Raw genomic sequence first — 18,101 nt, forward strand, 5'->3', positions numbered from 1 at the left:
TCCCAGGAACATTCGATGAATACCGAAGGACTCACTGAAGTTGCCGTAAAAGACGCTCAACCTGTGGTGGAGCAAATCGCCGAAACCCCGCCGGAACTGGAGCCTGCTCCACCCGCGGTGGTGGCCGAGCCCGTTGTTGCGGCGCCAGCGATTGCCATTCCCGGCCTGGATGACAGCAGCCTGTACATCCATCGTGAGCTCTCGCAACTGCAGTTCAACATCCGCGTGCTGGAACAGGCGCTGGATGAGTCCTACCCATTGCTGGAGCGGCTGAAGTTTCTGCTGATTTTCTCCAGCAACCTGGACGAGTTCTTCGAGATTCGTGTAGCCGGCCTGAAGAAGCAGATCACCTTCGCCCGTGAACAGGCTGGCGCCGATGGCTTGCAACCGCACCAGGCTCTGGCCCGCATCAGTGAGCTGGTGCACGGTCACGTCGATCGTCAGTACGCAATCCTCAACGACATTCTGTTGCCGGAACTGGAAAAGCATCAGGTCCGCTTCATCCGTCGTCGCTACTGGACCACCAAGCTCAAGACCTGGGTTCGTCGTTATTTCCGTGACGAGATTGCGCCGATCATCACCCCGATCGGCCTCGACCCGACGCACCCGTTTCCGTTGCTGGTGAACAAGAGCCTGAACTTCATCGTCGAGCTCGAAGGCATCGACGCCTTCGGTCGCGACTCCGGTCTGGCGATTATCCCGGCGCCGCGTCTGCTGCCGCGGATCATCAAGGTGCCGGAAGAAGTCGGTGGCCCGGGCGACAACTACGTGTTCCTGTCGTCGATGATCCATGCTCACGCCGATGACCTGTTCCAAGGCATGAAGGTCAAGGGTTGCTACCAGTTCCGCCTGACCCGAAACGCCGACCTTTCGGTCGACACCGAAGATGTAGAAGACCTGGCCCGAGCCCTGCGCGGCGAGTTGTTCTCCCGTCGCTACGGTGACGCGGTGCGGCTGGAAGTGGCCGACACCTGTCCGAAACACTTGTCCGATTACCTGCTCAAGCAGTTCAACCTGCACGAGACCGAGCTGTATCAGGTCAACGGCCCGGTCAACCTGACCCGGCTGTTCAGCATCACCGGTCTGGACAGTCATCCGGAGCTGCAATACACGCCGTTCACCCCGCAGATCCCGAAACTGCTGCAAAACAGCGAGAACATTTTCAGCGTGATCAGCAAGCAGGACATCCTGCTGCTGCACCCGTTCGAATCGTTCACCCCGGTGGTCGACTTGCTGCGCCAGGCGGCCAAGGATCCACACGTGTTGGCGGTTCGTCAGACGTTGTATCGCAGCGGCGCCAACTCCGAGATTGTCGATGCGCTGGTGGACGCTGCGCGTAACGGCAAGGAAGTGACGGCGGTAATCGAATTGCGCGCGCGGTTCGACGAAGAATCCAACCTGCAACTGGCCAGCCGTCTGCAAGCGGCCGGTGCGGTGGTGATTTACGGCGTGGTCGGCTTCAAGACCCACGCCAAGATGATGCTGATTTTGCGTCGCGAGGCTGGCGAGATTGTCCGCTACGCCCACTTGGGTACCGGCAACTACCACGCGGCCAACGCCCGTCTGTACACCGACTACAGCCTGCTGACCTCCGACGATGCCTTGTGCGAAGACGTCGGCAAACTGTTCAGCCAGTTGATCGGCATGGGTAAAACCCTGCGCATGAAGAAACTGCTGCATGCGCCGTTCACGTTGAAGAAGGGCATGCTCGACATGATTGCCCGGGAGACGCAGTTCGCCCTCGACGGCAAGCCGGCGCACATCATCGCCAAGTTCAACTCGCTGACCGATCCGAAAGTCATCCGTGCGTTGTACAAGGCCAGTCAGTCCGGGGTGCGTATCGATCTGGTGGTGCGCGGCATGTGCTGCCTGCGCCCGGGCATTGCCGGCGTCTCCCACAACATCCACGTGCGCTCGATCATCGGTCGCTTCCTGGAACACACCCGGGTCTTCTACTTCCTCAATGGCGGCGAAGAGCAGATGTTCCTGTCCAGTGCCGACTGGATGGAGCGCAACCTCGACAAGCGCGTCGAGACTTGCTTCCCGGTCGAGGGCAAGAAGCTGATTTTGCGGGTCAAGAAAGAGCTCGAGCTTTATCTGACCGATAACACCCACAGCTGGAGCCTGCAGGCGGACGGTCGCTACATCCGCAACACGCCGACCGGCAACCAGAACCCGCGCAGTGCCCAGGCAACCTTGCTTGAGCGTTTGGGCAGCCCGATTCTGGCCGTACGTTAACCTCGACGTAGCGTAAAAAAATGGCGATCCCTGCGGATCGCCATTTTTGTTTTCACCTGACGTTTATGCCGAACCTGTTCCGTGTAGGAGCTGCCAAAGGCTGCGATCTTCTGATATTGATCTTTTCTGGGCTACTGAAAGGCAAGATCAAAAGATCGCAGCCTTCGGCAGCTCCTACGGGATATTGCGTAATTAGCGGACGTTGAGCACGAAGCTGACGCGGGTCAGCCACTCCGCTTCCAGGGCGAAGTCGGCCTGGGTCAACTGGTTGTCGTCCAGCCAGTGCTCCGGGAATAACACATCAAGGCTGTCGCCGTTGGCGTGCAGCACCACTTGTGGCATCTCCTGGGTACCGCGGATGTGGTGGAACAGAATCGCAAAGCGCAGCAGCACGCACAGGCGAATCAGCTTGATGCCGTCGTCACCGAAGTCGGCGAACTTGTCCTTGGGAATGTTGCGTCGGTGGCCCCGCACCAGCAGCGCGAGCATTTGCTGGTCTTCGCGGGAGAATCCGGCCAGGTCCGAGTGCTCGATCAGGTAGGCGCCGTGCTTGTGGTACTGATAGTGCGCGATGTCCAGGCCCACTTCATGGACCTTGGCCGCCCAGCTCAGCAGTTCGCGCCAGACACCGTCATCCAGCTCCCAGTCCACGGCCACCTGGTCGAAGGCATGCAGCGCCTTGCGTTCGACCCGCGCGGCTTGTTCCAGATCAACGTGGTAACGCTCCATCAGCGAGCTGAGCGTGCGCTCACGGACATCTTCGTGATGATGACGGCCCAGCAGGTCATAGAGCACGCCTTCGCGCAGGGCACCTTCACAGTGATCCATGCGTTGCAGTTCGAGGGAGTCGAAGATCGCTTCGAGAATCGCCAACCCGGCGGGGAAGATCGCCCGGCGGTCGGGCTTGATGCCTTCGAAATCGATTTTCTCGACATCGCCGAGTTTGAACAACTTGCGCTTGAGCCAGGCCAGGCCTTCGGCATTCACTTCGCCAGTGCCATGCCCGCCAGCCTTCAGCGCCAGACCAATGGCGCGAATGGTACCCGAGGAGCCGATGGCTTCATCCCAGGTCAGGCGGTGCAGGGCGTGTTCGATGCTCATGATCTCCAGCCGCGCCGCGGTGTACGCCTGGGCGTAGCGGGCCGGGGTGATCTTGCCGTCCTTGAAATAGCGCTGGGTGAAGCTGACGCAGCCCATTTGCAGGCTTTCGCGCAGCAGCGGCTCGAAGCGCTGGCCGATGATGAATTCAGTACTGCCGCCGCCGATGTCGGCCACCAGGCGCTTGCCCGGGGTGTCGGCGAGGGTGTGGGAGACGCCGAGGTAAATCAGGCGCGCTTCTTCTCGGCCGGAGATGACTTCTACCGGGTGACCGAGGATTTCTTCGGCGCGATGGATGAATTCGGCGCGGTTACGGGCTTCGCGCAGTGCGTTGGTGCCGACGATCCGCACGGTACCGGGCGGCATACCGCTGATCAGTTGGGCGAAACGCTTCAGGCAATCGAGCCCGCGCTGCATGGATTCTTCGCTGAGTTGACGTTCTTCGTCGATGCCGGCGGCCAGCTGAACCTTCTCCCCGAGACGTTCGAGAATCCGGATTTCGCCGTTCTGGGCCTTGGCCACGACCATGTGAAAGCTGTTGGAGCCCAGGTCGATTGCGGCGATCAGGGACAGATTCTTGGCTTGGGATTGCGGCATGGTCAGGGGGTCTCGGTCGATAACCTCGACATCCTGCCACGATCAAACGCTGACGCCAACGCGTAGGAGCTATCGAAGGCTGCGATCTTTCAGCGCGGGTGGCATTCGTGGCGTTGCAGACGGCCTCTTCGCGGGCAAGCCCGCTCCCACATGGATTTTGTGTCGTTCGAACAATCGAGGCGCACATCGAACCCTGTGGGAGCGGGCTTGCCCGCGAAGGCGGCCTCGAAGGCACTGACGGTCTTTCAGCCCGCCGCTTCCACCGTCCCAATGAAATTCGCCAGCTCCGCTGTCTGCGGATTGGCAAACAACACCTTCGGATCCCCCACCTCATGCACCTTGCCATGGTGCATGAACACCAATTTGTCCCCAACCTCGCGGGCAAAGCGCATTTCATGGGTGACCATAATCAACGTCATGCCTTCCTTGGCCAGTTGCCGGACCACGCTCAGCACCTCGTTGACCAGTTCCGGGTCGAGTGCCGAGGTGATCTCGTCGCATAACAACACCTTCGGCGACATGGCCAGCGCGCGAGCAATCGCCACCCGCTGTTGCTGGCCGCCAGACAGTCGATCCGGGAACGCATCGAACTTTTCCCCCAGCCCGACCCGTTCCAGCATCTGCCGCGCCAGCTCGGCGGCTTTGGTTTTCGGCACTTTCTGCACCACTTGCGGCGCGAGCATGACGTTTTCGCCCACAGTCAGGTGCGGGAACAGATTGAACTGCTGGAACACCATCCCGACTTTCTGCCGCAGGCTGCGCAGGTCGGCGCGGGCGGCGTCGAGGTATTCGCCGTCGACTTCGATCACGCCGTCATTGATCGACTCCAGACCATTGAGGGTGCGCAACAAGGTGGATTTGCCCGAGCCGCTGCGGCCGATGATCGCCACCACCTGGCCTTCGTCGACACTCAGGTCGATGCCTTTGAGCACATGGTGGTCGCCGTAATATTTATGCAGGGCGGAAATTCTAAGCAGAGGCATGCAGTCTCCTTTCCAGGTAGCGCGCACTGAGGGACAAGGGGTAGCAGAGCAGGAAGTAACCGAGCGCCACCAGGCCGTAGACCATGAAGGGCTCGAAGGTCGCGTTGGCGAGCATGCCGCCGGTCTTGGTCAGTTCGGTGAAGCCGATGATCGAGGTGACGGCGGTGCCTTTGACCACTTGCACCGAGAAGCCCACGGTTGGCGCCACGGCGATGCGCAGGGCTTGCGGCAGGATCACGTAGCGCAGTTGCTCCAGCGGGTTGAGTGCCAGGCTCGACGAGGCTTCCCACTGGCCGTTGGGGATCGAGTCGACGCAACCGCGCCAGATCTCCGCCAGGTAAGCGCTGGTGAACAGCGTCAAGGCAATCGCCGCCGCCATCCACGGCGAAATCTCCACACCGGCCAGCGCCACACCGAAGAACACCAGAAACAGCTGCATCAACAGCGGCGTGCCCTGGAACAGTTCGATGTAGGTGCGGGCGAAGTTACTGGGCAGGGATTTTTTTGAAATCCGCATCACCATGATCAGCAAACCGATCAGCCCACCGCCGATAAACGCCACCAGCGACAATGCCAAGGTCCATTGCAGGCCCGTGAGCAGGTTGCGCAGGATGTCCCAGAAGGTGAAATCGCTCATTGGCTGCTGCTCCTGGCTATGTAGCGCCGGCCGATCCAATTCAGCAATTGGCGGATCAGCAGCGCCATGCACAGATAGATCAGTGTGGTCAGGGCATAGGTTTCAAAGGCGCGGAAGTTGCGCGATTGAATGAAGTTGGCGGCGAAGCTCAGCTCTTCGGTGGCGATCTGCGAACAGACTGCCGAGCCGAGCATCACGATGATGATCTGACTGCTCAGGGCCGGCCAGACCTTGCCCAGCGCCGGCAACAGAACCACGTGGCGAAAGGCTTCGAAACGCGTCATCGCCAAGGCGGCTGCGGCTTCCAGCTGCCCGCGTGGGATCGCTTGAATGCCGGCGCGGATGATCTCGGTCGAATAGGCGCCAAGGTTGATCACCATCGCCAGCACCGCCGCCTGCCATTCGGAAATCTGCAGGCCCAGCGACGGCAAACCGAAGAAGATGAAAAACAACTGCACCAGGAATGGCGTGTTGCGGATCAACTCGACGTAAACCCCGAAAATGCCGGCGAACGGGCGGATGTTCCACGCCCGCACCAGTGCCCCGACGATACCCAGGCCGACCCCGAGCACCGCGCCAATGGCCGTCAGCTCAAGAGTGAACAGCGCACCGCGCAGCAGCAAATCGGTGTTTTCCACCACCGGCAAGAAATCGAACTGATAAGCCATAAGTCGTCTCCGCGAACGATCAGAGATCGGCCGGCAGCGGCTCTTTCAGCCAGGTTTGCGAATTCTTTTCCAGCGCACCGTCAGCCTTGGCCGTGGCGAGGATGTCGTTGACCTTGCCCAGCAGCGCTGGCTCGTTCTTGTTCACGCCGACGTAAACCGGCGAGTCCTTGAGCTTCACTTTCAGCGCCGGCACGCGTTTCGGGTTTTTCTCGCTGATCGCTACCATCACCACGTTGCCACTGGCGATTAGGTCGACTTGCCCAGCGAGGTAGGCGGCGATGGTCGAGTTGTTGTCTTCGAAGCGTTTGATGGTCGCGCCTTCGGGAGCGACTTTGGTCAACTCGATGTCTTCAATGGCGCCACGGGTGACGCTGATGGTTTTGCCCTTGAGATCGTCCAGGCCCTTGATGGCGGCGTCTGGTGGGCCGAACACGGCGAGGTAGAACGGTGCGTAGGCACGGGAGAAGTCGATGACTTTTTCGCGCTCAGGGTTCTTGCCGAGGCTGGAAATCACCAGGTCGACTTTGCCGGTGGTCAGGAACGGAATGCGGTTGGTGCTGTTGACCGGGGTCAGTTCGAGTTTGACCTTGAGTTGGTCGGCCAGCAGTTTCGCGGTGTCGATATCGAGGCCGCGAGGTTTCATGTCCGGGCCGACCGAACCGAACGGCGGGAAGTCCTGGGGCACCGCGACTTTGAGGGTGCCGCGCTTGACCACATCCTCCAGACCGTCGGCGTGGGCGGGTGCCTGGCTCAGCATCAGGCTGGCGAACAGGGCTTTGATGAGGACGCTGTAACGCATGGTCATGGCAAATCTCCGGATCGGCGGGAAGTGATTTCTGCGGATCGACAGAGCACGGGCCATGCCAAGATTAGGTTTTGGGGGGCGCAGGCCACGGTTTTGCTGGTGTCGTTCGGTCTTACTGGTCTGAACAGTTGGGTGGCATTTCGCACCCTGATGGCGCACCCGTGAAAATTCCCGAACCCCCATGGGGCACGACTTGCCGGACGTCGCGAATAGCTTTACAACTAGCCGCTCATTGGCCTGGCTCGTCTGAAAAAAACCATGAACTCGATCTCCCGCGCCGTACCTGAAGTGGCGCTGCAAGCCATCCGCAAACTGATCGCCGAGCAAGGTTTCGGGGCGGGGGATGCCTTGCCCTCGCAACGGGACCTGGCGGTGCAATTGGGGGTCAGTCGGGCGTCATTGCGTGAGGCGTTATCGTCTCTGAGTGCGCTGGGCGTGATCAGTATCCAGCCAGGCAAAGGCGTGTTCGTGCAGTCACCGGTCGATCTGCCCCGGGGCGATGCGGCGCCGGGCTGGCCGTTCGCGGCTCAGGCATCGCCGCTGGACATCTTCCAGTTGCGCTACGCGCTGGAAGGTTTTGCCGCCGGGCTGGCGGCCGTGACCCTGAGCACCGATGAGCTCGATGCCCTGGAAGACAATGTCGCCGCCATGCGCAACGAACTGCGTGCCGCTGATTTCGATGCAGCGGCGCGACTGGATTTCGAGTTTCACCGGCGCATTCTTCTCGCCAGCGGCAATCAGGCGATGCTGAGCATCCTTACAGCCAGCGCCGACATTTTCCTGGAGAGCCAGAAGCTACCGTTCATCCGGGCCGAACGCGCCATGGAAACCTGGCAGGAACACCGTAAAATCCTCCGCGCGCTGGCGCGTCGGGCCTCTGGCGCCGCGCAGAAGGCCATGCAAGAGCATGTGCGCAATGCCGCCCTGCGCACCGGAATCGCTTTCGTCGCTCCCGCCACCTCATGACTTGAGCTATACCCAAACTCATGGGCCACCATAGCGAGACTCAATCATCTGCGGCTTCCTGAACACGGGAAGGGCGGCTATGATGGGCCACGTTTTTTATTGCTTACAACCCGGAGACATCCATGAGCAGCGATCTTATCAAGCACGTCACCGACGCTAACTTCGAAGAAGAAGTACTGAAGGCTGCTGGCCCTGTGCTTGTTGACTACTGGGCTGAGTGGTGCGGCCCTTGCAAAATGATCGCCCCGGTTCTGGACGAGATCGCTGGCACCTACGCTGGCAAGCTGACCGTTGCCAAGCTGAACATCGACGAAAACCAGGAAACCCCGGCCAAGCACGGCGTACGTGGTATCCCGACACTGATGCTGTTCAAGAACGGCAACGTCGAAGCTACCAAGGTCGGCGCGCTGTCGAAGTCGCAACTGGCTGCTTTCCTCGACGCCAACATCTAAGCGTTGTTATAAAGCGTCATGAAAAGGCCCCGCATAATGCGGGGCCTTTTCGTTATTGAGGGCTAGACGCTCCGAAACTCAGGTGGTACATTCGGCCCCGCACTGGTTTCTCCACTGCCCCCTGCTAGCCGTCGCCGACGCACTCCTTTTCGAATAAGTACGCGATCCTGTCGCCTTCTCTGCGGCGCGGCCTCATTAAGCCAAAAGCTTAATTTCCCCCCTCCATAAATGATTACGTCATTCCTATATGAATCTGACTGAACTCAAGCAAAAGCCGATTACCGAACTGCTCGAATTGGCCGAACAGATGGGCATAGAAAATATGGCCCGTTCGCGCAAGCAGGACGTGATTTTCTCCCTGCTCAAAAAGCACGCTAAAAGCGGCGAGGAAATCTCCGGTGATGGCGTGCTGGAGATTCTCCAGGACGGCTTCGGCTTCCTGCGCTCCGCTGACGCTTCCTATCTCGCCGGCCCAGACGATATCTACGTCTCGCCGAGCCAGATCCGCCGCTTCAACTTGCGCACCGGTGACACCATCGTTGGCAAGATCCGCCCTCCAAAGGAAGGCGAGCGTTATTTCGCGCTGCTCAAGGTCGACACGATCAACTACGATCGTCCCGAGAACGCGAAAAACAAGATTCTCTTCGAGAACCTGACCCCGCTGTTCCCGACCGTGCGCATGAAGATGGAAGCCGGCAACGGTTCCACCGAAGACTTGACCGGTCGTGTCATCGACCTGTGCGCCCCGATCGGCAAAGGCCAGCGCGGCCTGATCGTTGCACCGCCGAAAGCCGGTAAAACGATCATGCTGCAAAACATCGCGGCGAACATCGCACGTAACAATCCTGAAGTTCATCTGATCGTATTGCTGATCGACGAACGTCCGGAAGAAGTGACCGAAATGCAGCGCACCGTGCGCGGCGAAGTGGTTGCCTCGACGTTCGACGAGCCGCCAACCCGCCACGTGCAGGTTGCCGAAATGGTGATCGAGAAGGCCAAGCGCCTGGTCGAACACAAAAAGGACGTGGTGATCCTGCTCGACTCCATCACCCGTCTGGCGCGTGCCTACAACACCGTGATCCCGAGCTCCGGCAAGGTACTGACCGGTGGTGTCGATGCCCACGCCCTGGAGAAGCCGAAACGTTTCTTCGGCGCTGCACGGAACATCGAAGAAGGCGGCTCGCTGACCATCATCGCTACCGCGCTGGTTGAAACCGGCTCGAAGATGGACGAAGTGATCTACGAAGAATTCAAAGGCACCGGCAACATGGAACTGCCTCTGGATCGCAAGATCGCTGAAAAACGTGTGTTCCCGGCCATCAACATCAACCGCTCCGGTACTCGCCGCGAAGAGTTGCTGACGGCCGACGACGAACTGCAGCGTATGTGGATCCTGCGCAAGCTGCTGCACCCGATGGACGAAGTCTCTGCCATCGAGTTCCTGGTCGACAAGCTGAAACAGACCAAGACCAACGACGAGTTCTTCCTGTCGATGAAACGTAAGTAAATCGCAGAAAGTCAGCAAAAGCCGGGGAAACCCGGCTTTTTGCTATCTGATTTTTGATGTTCATGGTTCTGAATAGAGGGGTTCGGCGCTAAACTGCCTGCCCCGAACGCCACGGCCAACACGAGGCTCACGCATGCAGTATCGCGACTTGCGCGACTTTATCAGCGGCCTGGAAAAGCGCGGCGAACTCAAGCGCATCCAGGTTCCAGTGTCCCCAGTGCTCGAAATGACCGAGGTCTGCGATCGCACGTTGCGCGCCAAGGGCCCTGCGCTGCTTTTCGAAAACCCTACCGGTTATGACATTCCAGTACTCGGCAACCTGTTCGGCACCCCCGAGCGCGTGGCGCTGGGCATGGGCGCAGAAGCGGTCAGCGAGTTGCGCGAAATCGGCAAGCTGCTGGCGTTCCTCAAGGAGCCCGAGCCACCGAAGGGCCTGAAGGACGCCTGGTCCAAGCTGCCGATCTTCCGCAAGATCATTGCCATGGCGCCGAAAGTCGTCAAAGACGCGGTGTGCCAGGAAGTGGTCATTGAAGGCGACGATGTCGATCTGGCGATGTTGCCGGTACAGACCTGCTGGCCGGGTGACGTCGGCCCGCTGATCACTTGGGGTCTGACCGTCACCAAAGGTCCGAACAAGGATCGCCAGAACCTCGGCATCTACCGTCAGCAAGTGATCGGCCGCAACAAGGTGATCATGCGCTGGTTGAGCCACCGTGGCGGCGCGCTGGACTACCGTGAGTGGTGCGAGAAACACCCCGGCCAGCCGTTCCCGGTGTCTGTGGCACTGGGCGCTGACCCGGCAACCATTCTTGGCGCCGTGACGCCGGTGCCGGACAGCCTCTCCGAATACGCTTTCGCCGGTCTGTTGCGCGGTAACCGCACCGAACTGGTGAAGTGCCGCGGCAATGACCTGCAAGTGCCGGCCACCGCCGAGATCATCCTCGAAGGCGTGATCCATCCGGGCGAAATGGCCGATGAAGGTCCATACGGCGACCACACCGGCTACTACAACGAAGTCGACAGCTTCCCGGTGTTCACAGTCGAGCGCATCACCCACCGGATCAAGCCGATCTACCACAGCACCTACACGGGTCGTCCACCGGATGAGCCGGCGATTCTCGGGGTGGCGCTGAATGAAGTGTTCGTGCCGATCCTGCAAAAGCAGTTCCCGGAAATCACCGACTTCTACCTGCCGCCCGAAGGCTGTTCGTACCGCATGGCCATCGTGACCATGAAGAAGTCGTATCCTGGGCATGCCAAGCGGGTAATGCTCGGTGTCTGGTCGTTTTTGCGACAGTTCATGTACACCAAGTTCGTTATCGTCACCGACGACGATATCAACGCACGGGACTGGAACGACGTGATCTGGGCCATCACCACGCGCATGGACCCCAAGCGTGACACGGTGATGATCGACAACACGCCGATCGACTACCTGGACTTCGCCTCGCCGGTCTCCGGCCTGGGTTCGAAGATGGGGCTCGATGCCACGCATAAATGGCCGGGCGAAACCACTCGCGAGTGGGGCCGGGTTATCGTCAAGGATGAAGCCGTTACCCAACGGATCGATGCCATCTGGAATCAGTTAGGAATAGATTGATGCGTGTAACCTTGCAGCCCTCCGGAGCAGTGCTAGAGATTCTGCCCGGCGAGCGTATTCTCGATGGCGCGCGGCGCCTGGGCTATGAATGCCCGCAAAGCTGTCGCAACGGCAATTGCCATGTATGCGGCGCGTTGCTGGTGGAAGGGCGGGTCGAACAAGCCGGCGATGTGCGCGACCATGGCGAGTTCTACACTTGCATTGCAGAGCCGCTGGAAGACTGCATCGTGCTGTGGGATGGCGTGCTCGCGCTGGGAGAATTGCCGGTGCGCAGCGTGTCGTGTCAGGTCATTGAATGCAGGGACGTCGGCGGCGATACCTGGCGCGTGCGTCTGCGTGCGCCTGCGGGCAAGCCGCCGCGCTATCACGCCGGTCAGTACCTGATGATCGAGCGTGAGAACGGCGAGAAATCCGCCTTCTCCTTGGCCTCTGCACCGCATTCCGGCCGCGATCTGGAAATTCATGTATTGGCGCGCGAAAGCAGTGCGCTGAGCCTGATCGAGCAGCTGCAGCGCAACCCGATGGTGCGCATCGAACTGCCGTTCGGCGATACCCATCTGGCGGAACTGCCGGACGGTCCACTGGTACTGATTGCTGCCGGTACCGGCATGGGTCAGATCCACAGCCTGATCGAACATTGCCGGGCCACGGGGTTCAAGCATCCGGTGCATCTATATTGGGGCGTGCGTCGTCCCGAAGACTTTTATGACATTGAGCATTGGGACGAATGGTTGAAGTTGCCCAATTTGTTCCTGCATAAAGTCGTCAGCGATCAATGCGGCTGGGGAGGGCGCTGCGGTATGTTGCATGAGGCGGTGTGTGAAGATTTCCCTGATCTGAAAGCCCTGCACGTCTACGCCAGCGGCTCTCCGGCCATGGTCTATGGCACGCTGGATGCGCTGGTCGAAGCGGGGATGGATGCCCATCAAATGCGCGCGGATGTTTTCGCTTACGCGCCGCGATCTTGATCCTGTAAATCGTTATAACACCACATATAGCCGATCGGTATTTATAGGATTATATAAATGCCGGTAGGTTATATCTCATTCAGGCAATACGTTTTGAACTCCGCCATGGCACTTAAATTGCCTTAAGACATATGTGCCTTATTGTTACAGCGGTGCGTTCTATTAAGTAATTCTTTACCCGCGGGGAGCTGAACGCTATTCGCCATGAGCGCCATTGAATCTGCTTTTTTGAATCTGGCTTACCCTCCGCGGCTCGATCTGGGGCCGCAGCTCACGCACGAACAATTACTCGGCTCAATGCAGGCGACCATGGCGCGCCACAAGGGTGGGCCGGTCTGGCTGTTCGCTTACGGCTCGCTGATCTGGCGCCCTGAATGTGCGGCGGTTGAGCGAGTGCGCGGGCGTGTGCATGGCTACCATCGCGGTTTATACCTGTGGTCCCACGAACATCGCGGTACGCCGGAAGTGCCCGGGCTGGTGTTTGGCCTGGATCGCGGTGGCTCATGCAGCGGGTTTGCCTATCGCTTGCCCGAAGAACAACTCGAAGCTTCGCTTTATGCACTCTGGCAGCGTGAAATGCCATTTCCGTCCTATCGCCCACATTGGCTTAACTGCCGTCTCGAAGACGGAAGTCAGGTTCAGGCATTGGGATTCGTTTTGGAGCGGCACCTGCCCAGCTATGCCGGCAACTTGCCGGATCATGTGCTGAGCCAGGTGTTCGAAAGCGCTTGCGGGCGTTACGGCACCACTCGCGAGTATGTCGAGCAGACCGCTCACGCCCTGCGTAGCCACGCCATGCCAGACCGTAATCTGGAGGCGCGGCTCAAGCGCTGCAAATCAAAGGCCGATCAGGCGATCGCTTCGCGGCTCTGACTGGCGACTTGCTTGTGCCACAGCGTTGGCGCAAGGAAGGCCATCGCCAGCAGGCATGCGCCGATCAGCAAGACGAAACCGCCGTCCCAGCCGAAGTGGTCCACGGTGTAGCCCATCGCTGCACTGGCCGCGACTGAACCACCCAGATAACCGAACAACCCCGTGAAGCCTGCTGCAGTCCCGGCGGCTTTCTTCGGCGCCAGTTCCAGCGCTTGCAGACCGATCAGCATCACCGGGCCGTAGATCAGGAAGCCGATCGAGACGAGCGCGATCATGTCGACGGTCGGGTTGCCGGCCGGGTTAAGCCAGTAAACCAATGTCGCCACGGTCACCAGCGCCATGAACACCATGCCGGTCAGGCCACGGTTGCCACGGAAGATCTTGTCCGACATCCAGCCGCACAGCAGCGTGCCCGGGATCCCCGCCCACTCGTAGAAAAAATACGCCCACGAGGTTTTGTCCACGGTGAAGCCTTTGGCTTCCTTGAGGTAGGTCGGTGCCCAGTCCAGCACGCCGTAACGCAGCAGGTAGACGAAGACGTTGGCCATGGCGATGTACCAGAGCATTTTGTTGCGCAGCACGTACTTGACGAAGATTTCCTTGGCGCTGAATTCCTCTTCGTGGCTGGCGTCGTAACCTTCCGGGTAGTCGTTCTTGTACTTCTCGATTGGCGGCAGGCCCACCGACTGTGGCGTGTCGCGCATGGTCATGAAGGCAAACACCGCCACTGCCAGAGCCACCGCCGCCGGTACGTAGAACGCGGCGTGCCAATCGTTGAACAGGCCCATGCCGAGCAGGAACAGCGGGCCGATCAGGCCGCCGCCGACGTTGTGTGCCACGTTCCACACAGACACCACGCCACCGCGCTCCTTCTGTGACCACCAGTGCACCATGGTTCGGCCACTCGGCGGCCAGCCCATGCCCTGGGCCCAGCCGTTGATGAACAGCAGGATGAACATCATGGTCACGCTGGACGTTGCCCAAGGCGCGAAGCCGAAAACGAACATCACGCCGGCCGACACCAACAGGCCAAACGGCAGGAAGTAGCGCGGGTTGGAGCGGTCAGACACCAGGCCCATGAGGAACTTCGACAGGCCGTAGGAAATCGCAATCGCCGACATTGCCAGGCCCAGTTGGCCACGGGTGTAGCCCTCGTCGATCAGGTACGGCATGGCCAGGGAGAAGTTCTTGCGCAGCAGGTAGTAACCCGCATAGCCGATGAAAATCCCGGCGAAGATCTGCCAGCGAAGGCGTCGGTAGGTGCTGTCTATTTTTTCTTCAGGCAATGGAGCCTGATGTGCGGCAGGACGAAAGAAAGCAAACATTCAAGAGCTCCAGATTTCTTGTTTTGACTGCGGATGCGAATGTTACAGTTTCGTTACCGAAAATAGCACCGGTTAACATCGGCCAAACAGCGGAAATGTTGGAGATCGCATGTTCTTTTATGAACATGTCGCTCAGATATAAATGCAGGGCGGTATGGGAATGGCGGAGCCGGGTCGCAGGTCTGCGACCCGGTTTGGGTCAAGCAGGTCAGGTAAGCAATCAGCGAACCTGAACCACCACTTTCCCGACCGCCTTGCGCTGGCCAAGATCATTGATGGCTTGCGCCGCATTGCTCAGCGGATACACCTGCGACACCAGCGGTTTCAACTTGCCCTCGGCAAACCAGCCAAACAGTTGCTGGAAGTTCGCCGCGTTGTCCTGTGGCTGGCGTTGGGCGAAGGAGCCCCAGAACACGCCGACCACCGCTGCGCCTTTGAGTAGCGCCAGATTCACCGGCAGCTCAGGGATTCGTCCGCTGGCGAAACCGACTACCAAAAGACGGCCGTTCCAGGCGATGGCGCGGATCGCCTGATCGAACAGATCGCCGCCCACCGGATCGTAGATCACGTCGGCGCCCTGGCCGTCGGTCAGGCGTTTGATCTCGTCCTTGAGGTTGGTTTCGCTGTAGTTGATCAACTCATCGGCGCCGGCGGCCTTGGCCACCGCGAGTTTTTCCGCGCTGCTGGCGGCGGCTATAACGCGGGCGCCCATGGCTTTGCCGATTTCCACCGCTGCGAGGCCGACACCACCGGAAGCGCCGAGCACCAGCAACGTTTCGCCGGGTTGCAGGTTGCCCCGTTGCTTGAGAGCGTGCATCGAAGTGCCGTAGGTCATGCTGAATGCAGCGGCGGTGTTGAAGTCCATCGATGGCGGGATCGGCAACACGTTGTAGCCCGGCACCGCGACTTGCTCGGCGAAGCTGCCCCAACCAGTCAGGGCCATGACCCGGTCGCCAACCTTGAGGTGGCTGACCTTCTCGCCCACGGCGCTGACCACGCCGGCCGCTTCGCCACCCGGAGAAAACGGGAAGGGCGGTTTGAACTGGTATTTACCCTCGATGATCAACGTGTCCGGGAAATTCACCCCGGCCGCGTGCACGTCCAGCAGGATTTCATTCTTCTTCGCGACAGGACTGGCGACGTCTTCCAGCACCAGCGATTCGGCAGGGCCGAAGGCTTTGCACAGCACGGCTTTCATCAGGGCTATTCCTTTGGGAGTGATGGCCGATAAGTGTAGGTGTGTGAGTCATTGGGTCAACGAGCATGCCCGACCCTGATAGTCAGCCATAAGCTTGTGCTTGAGCGGCGGGTCGTTATGCTTGGCCGCAAACCGGATAAGGAGCGAATTGTGAAAGCGTGGATCATGTTGTTGCTGGCCCTGTCTCTGCCTGTGGCAGCGATGGCCGAAGAAGCCAAAGAAGGTGAAGCCCCGAAGGTCAACTACATCACCCTGAGCCCTCCATTCGTGGGCAACTATGGGCTGGACGGTACGCCGAAGCTCAAGGTCTATAAGGCCGATGTGGCGTTGCGGGTGACCGGTGAAGAAGCGACCAAAGCGGTGAAGGCCAATGAGCCATTGATCCGCAATCAGTTGGTGGCGTTGTTTGCGCAGCAGACCACTGAAACCATGAATAACGTCGAAGCCAAGGAAAAGCTGCGTCAGGAAGCCTTGAAGCAGACCCAGCAGGTGATGAACGACGAGACCGGCAAGCCGGTGGTTGAGGATTTGTTGTTCAACAACCTGATCATTCAATAAGTCTTTTGCTGTCCGGGCAGGCCTCATCGCGGGCAAGCCCGCTCCCACAATGATCTCCAGTGAATGCAGCCTTTGCATCCACCCCAGATCCCTGTGGGAGCGGGCTTGCCCGCGATGACATTCGAAATAGCGCTGGAGATTTTACGGCTTGAGTGCAATCACCGCCGCCCACTGCTCGGCCGTCACTGGCATCACCGACAGCCGCGAACCCTTCTGCACCAGTGGCATCTCGGCCAGCGCCGTTTGCTGCTTCAGATAATCGAGCTTCAGCACCTTGGGAAACGTCTCGATATGCGCAACATCAATCGCGCTCCAGGCGTTTTTCTCGGCAGTGGCCTTCGGGTCGAAGTAATGACTCTCAGACTCCAGCGCCGTCGGGTCCGGGTACGCGGCTTCGACAATCTTGCCGATCCCGGCAATTCCCGGCTCCGGGCAGCTGGAGTGATAGAAGAAAAACTCGTCACCCACTGCCATGGCCCGCAGGAAATTACGCGCCTGGTAGTTGCGAACCCCGTCCCAGCGCGCTCGGCCAAGCTTCTGCAGGTCTTTGATCGAGAGTTCGTCGGGCTCGGATTTCATCAGCCAATAGGCCATGGTTTTGCTCCTTGCGAGGTGAGTGGGCAAGCGGTCGGGCAATTTTATGACAAACCGACGGTCGGTTGACGCCAGCGTTTGCGTGTCGGTTCACGTTGTCGCAAAATGCCGGCCTTCTAAGCTTGACGCTGCTGCACGGCCTACACCTACAACGGAAACCGCTGCTGTCATCGTGTTGATGTGCCTTTGGGGGGCAATCGATGAAACGCAAACCGGATTTACTATGGATTTTGGTAATTTTATTCGGCCTTGGTGTCGTGACCACCGGCTATGCCCAAAGCCTGTGGAACAACAAACCCGATGCTCCCATCGAGATCGCACAGCAACAGCCGTCGGCCTTCAAGCGCTGAACCTGTCTTTTGGGCGCCGCTGATTTCAGTGGCGTCTAGTCCGCGAAATACCACGCCTTGTCCGTGACCGTTCCCTGCAGCGGCACATCCCAGCTCGCCTGAGCCAATCGTTGAACCTTCTGACATTCATGGGCCAAGCCCAGCAGCGTCGGCTTGCGCCAGTTTTTGCGACGCGCCAGGTACGCCAGGCTCCGGTCGTAGAAACCACCGCCCATTCCCAGGCGTCCGCCAACATCGTCAAACCCCACCAGCGGCAACAACACTAGGTCCAGCGCCCAGACTTTGCGTTGTCGGGCGATATTGTGCCGAGGTTCGGGGATGCGAAAGCGGTTGGGTTTGAACTTTTCGCCGGGACGAATCCGCTGGAACACCATTTTGGTTCGCGGCCAGGCACTGAGCACCGGCAGATAAATCGCCTTGCCCCGACGTTGCGCGGCACGCATCAGCAGGCGCGGATCGATTTCACCGTCGTTGGGCAGGTACAGAGAGATGTGTTTTGCGCGGCGGAACAGCGGGTGCTGGGCCAATTGCTTATACAGCCCGCGAGAGGCCTCGCGCTGCTGACTGGGGGTCAGTGCGCGGCGGGCCTTGCGCAGCATGCGTCGAAGTTGCGGGCGGGGCAGCAGCGCAGGTTCGGTCATGGATTCATGCTTCGGAAGTGCGAGTACTAAAGCGTACCCGTAA

General features: G+C 59.6%; 18 protein-coding genes. 9 read left to right on the forward strand and 9 right to left on the reverse strand.

Annotated elements, in window-relative coordinates; all coding sequences use genetic code 11:
- Nucleotides 1-15 precede the first annotated feature (15 nt).
- The gene (gene ppk1 / locus F6R97_RS15895; protein WP_038980823.1) at nucleotides 16-2,238 is read left to right on the forward strand and encodes a polyphosphate kinase 1; all 2,223 of its coding nucleotides are present in this window, start codon (nucleotides 16-18) and stop codon (nucleotides 2,236-2,238) included.
- 192 nt (nucleotides 2,239-2,430) lie between these two features.
- Here ppk1 and ppx read toward each other — a convergent pair whose 3' ends face one another.
- The 5 genes from ppx to F6R97_RS15920 form a co-directional block, all read right to left on the reverse strand.
- Entirely contained in the window at nucleotides 2,431-3,933 is a 1,503-nt protein-coding gene (gene ppx / locus F6R97_RS15900; protein WP_315866797.1) for an exopolyphosphatase, read from the reverse strand.
- 245 nt (nucleotides 3,934-4,178) lie between these two features.
- Nucleotides 4,179-4,916: an amino acid ABC transporter ATP-binding protein gene (locus F6R97_RS15905; RefSeq protein ID WP_048396292.1), complete on the reverse strand. Its 738-nt coding sequence runs from the start codon at nucleotides 4,914-4,916 to the stop codon at nucleotides 4,179-4,181.
- The gene (locus F6R97_RS15910; protein WP_008012514.1) at nucleotides 4,903-5,553 is read right to left on the reverse strand and encodes an amino acid ABC transporter permease; all 651 of its coding nucleotides are present in this window, start codon (nucleotides 5,551-5,553) and stop codon (nucleotides 4,903-4,905) included. The genes F6R97_RS15905 and F6R97_RS15910 overlap by 14 nt, the downstream gene beginning before the upstream one ends.
- Nucleotides 5,550-6,221, reverse strand: a complete 672-nt coding sequence (locus tag F6R97_RS15915) for an amino acid ABC transporter permease (RefSeq protein WP_008076077.1) — start codon at nucleotides 6,219-6,221, stop codon at nucleotides 5,550-5,552. Before F6R97_RS15915 ends, F6R97_RS15910 begins: the two co-directional genes overlap by 4 nt.
- Before the next feature lie 19 nt (nucleotides 6,222-6,240).
- Nucleotides 6,241-7,026 carry a transporter substrate-binding domain-containing protein gene (locus F6R97_RS15920; RefSeq protein WP_038980829.1) on the reverse strand — a complete coding sequence of 262 codons (786 nt, stop codon included), beginning with the start codon at nucleotides 7,024-7,026 and terminating at the stop codon, nucleotides 6,241-6,243.
- Nucleotides 7,027-7,284: 258 nt separating this feature from the next.
- On the opposite strand from F6R97_RS15920, the gene F6R97_RS15925 reads away from it, so the two are divergent.
- From F6R97_RS15925 to F6R97_RS15950, 6 genes are all read left to right on the forward strand, one after another.
- The gene (locus F6R97_RS15925) at nucleotides 7,285-7,992 is read left to right on the forward strand and encodes a FadR/GntR family transcriptional regulator (RefSeq protein ID WP_038980830.1); all 708 of its coding nucleotides are present in this window, start codon (nucleotides 7,285-7,287) and stop codon (nucleotides 7,990-7,992) included.
- Between the two features lie 122 nt (nucleotides 7,993-8,114).
- Complete coding sequence (trxA, locus tag F6R97_RS15930) at nucleotides 8,115-8,444, forward strand: thioredoxin TrxA (protein ID WP_007899382.1); 330 nt, start codon at nucleotides 8,115-8,117, stop codon at nucleotides 8,442-8,444.
- Nucleotides 8,445-8,691: 247 nt separating this feature from the next.
- Entirely contained in the window at nucleotides 8,692-9,951 is a 1,260-nt protein-coding gene (gene rho / locus F6R97_RS15935; protein ID WP_007899384.1) for a transcription termination factor Rho, read from the forward strand.
- Nucleotides 9,952-10,084: 133 nt separating this feature from the next.
- Nucleotides 10,085-11,551 carry a 4-hydroxy-3-polyprenylbenzoate decarboxylase gene (ubiD, locus tag F6R97_RS15940; RefSeq protein ID WP_007899385.1) on the forward strand — a complete coding sequence of 489 codons (1,467 nt, stop codon included), beginning with the start codon at nucleotides 10,085-10,087 and terminating at the stop codon, nucleotides 11,549-11,551.
- Complete coding sequence (locus tag F6R97_RS15945; protein WP_050682218.1) at nucleotides 11,551-12,519, forward strand: CDP-6-deoxy-delta-3,4-glucoseen reductase; 969 nt, start codon at nucleotides 11,551-11,553, stop codon at nucleotides 12,517-12,519. Before ubiD ends, F6R97_RS15945 begins: the two co-directional genes overlap by 1 nt.
- A gap of 204 nt (nucleotides 12,520-12,723) precedes the next feature.
- A complete protein-coding gene (locus tag F6R97_RS15950) occupies nucleotides 12,724-13,392 on the forward strand; it encodes a gamma-glutamylcyclotransferase (protein WP_038980835.1) in 669 nt (222 codons plus the stop codon).
- Here the strand turns inward: F6R97_RS15950 and glpT are convergent.
- Nucleotides 13,368-14,717 (reverse strand): glycerol-3-phosphate transporter, encoded by a 1,350-nt coding sequence (gene glpT, locus F6R97_RS15955; RefSeq protein WP_007899392.1) that lies wholly within the window; start codon nucleotides 14,715-14,717, stop codon nucleotides 13,368-13,370. The two genes, F6R97_RS15950 and glpT, sit on opposite strands and share 25 nt — an antisense overlap.
- Nucleotides 14,718-14,937: 220 nt before the next feature.
- Nucleotides 14,938-15,915 (reverse strand): NADPH:quinone oxidoreductase family protein, encoded by a 978-nt coding sequence (locus F6R97_RS15960; RefSeq protein WP_315866798.1) that lies wholly within the window; start codon nucleotides 15,913-15,915, stop codon nucleotides 14,938-14,940.
- Nucleotides 15,916-16,065: 150 nt separating this feature from the next.
- On the opposite strand from F6R97_RS15960, the gene F6R97_RS15965 reads away from it, so the two are divergent.
- Entirely contained in the window at nucleotides 16,066-16,473 is a 408-nt protein-coding gene (locus F6R97_RS15965) for a flagellar basal body-associated protein FliL (protein ID WP_123720281.1), read from the forward strand.
- A gap of 141 nt (nucleotides 16,474-16,614) precedes the next feature.
- On the opposite strand, the gene F6R97_RS15970 is transcribed toward F6R97_RS15965, so the two are convergent.
- Nucleotides 16,615-17,067 (reverse strand): EVE domain-containing protein, encoded by a 453-nt coding sequence (locus tag F6R97_RS15970; RefSeq protein ID WP_315866799.1) that lies wholly within the window; start codon nucleotides 17,065-17,067, stop codon nucleotides 16,615-16,617.
- 200 nt (nucleotides 17,068-17,267) lie between these two features.
- Here F6R97_RS15970 and F6R97_RS15975 point away from each other — a divergent pair, with 200 nt between their 5' ends.
- Complete coding sequence (locus F6R97_RS15975) at nucleotides 17,268-17,417, forward strand: hypothetical protein (RefSeq protein ID WP_088500339.1); 150 nt, start codon at nucleotides 17,268-17,270, stop codon at nucleotides 17,415-17,417.
- Between the two features lie 35 nt (nucleotides 17,418-17,452).
- Here F6R97_RS15975 and F6R97_RS15980 read toward each other — a convergent pair whose 3' ends face one another.
- Nucleotides 17,453-18,058 carry a 5-formyltetrahydrofolate cyclo-ligase gene (locus tag F6R97_RS15980; protein ID WP_048396298.1) on the reverse strand — a complete coding sequence of 202 codons (606 nt, stop codon included), beginning with the start codon at nucleotides 18,056-18,058 and terminating at the stop codon, nucleotides 17,453-17,455.
- Between the last annotated feature and the right edge of the window lie 43 nt (nucleotides 18,059-18,101).

Source organism: Pseudomonas sp. JV414 (assembly GCF_032424305.1).
GTDB classification, from domain to species: domain Bacteria; phylum Pseudomonadota; class Gammaproteobacteria; order Pseudomonadales; family Pseudomonadaceae; genus Aquipseudomonas; species Aquipseudomonas lini.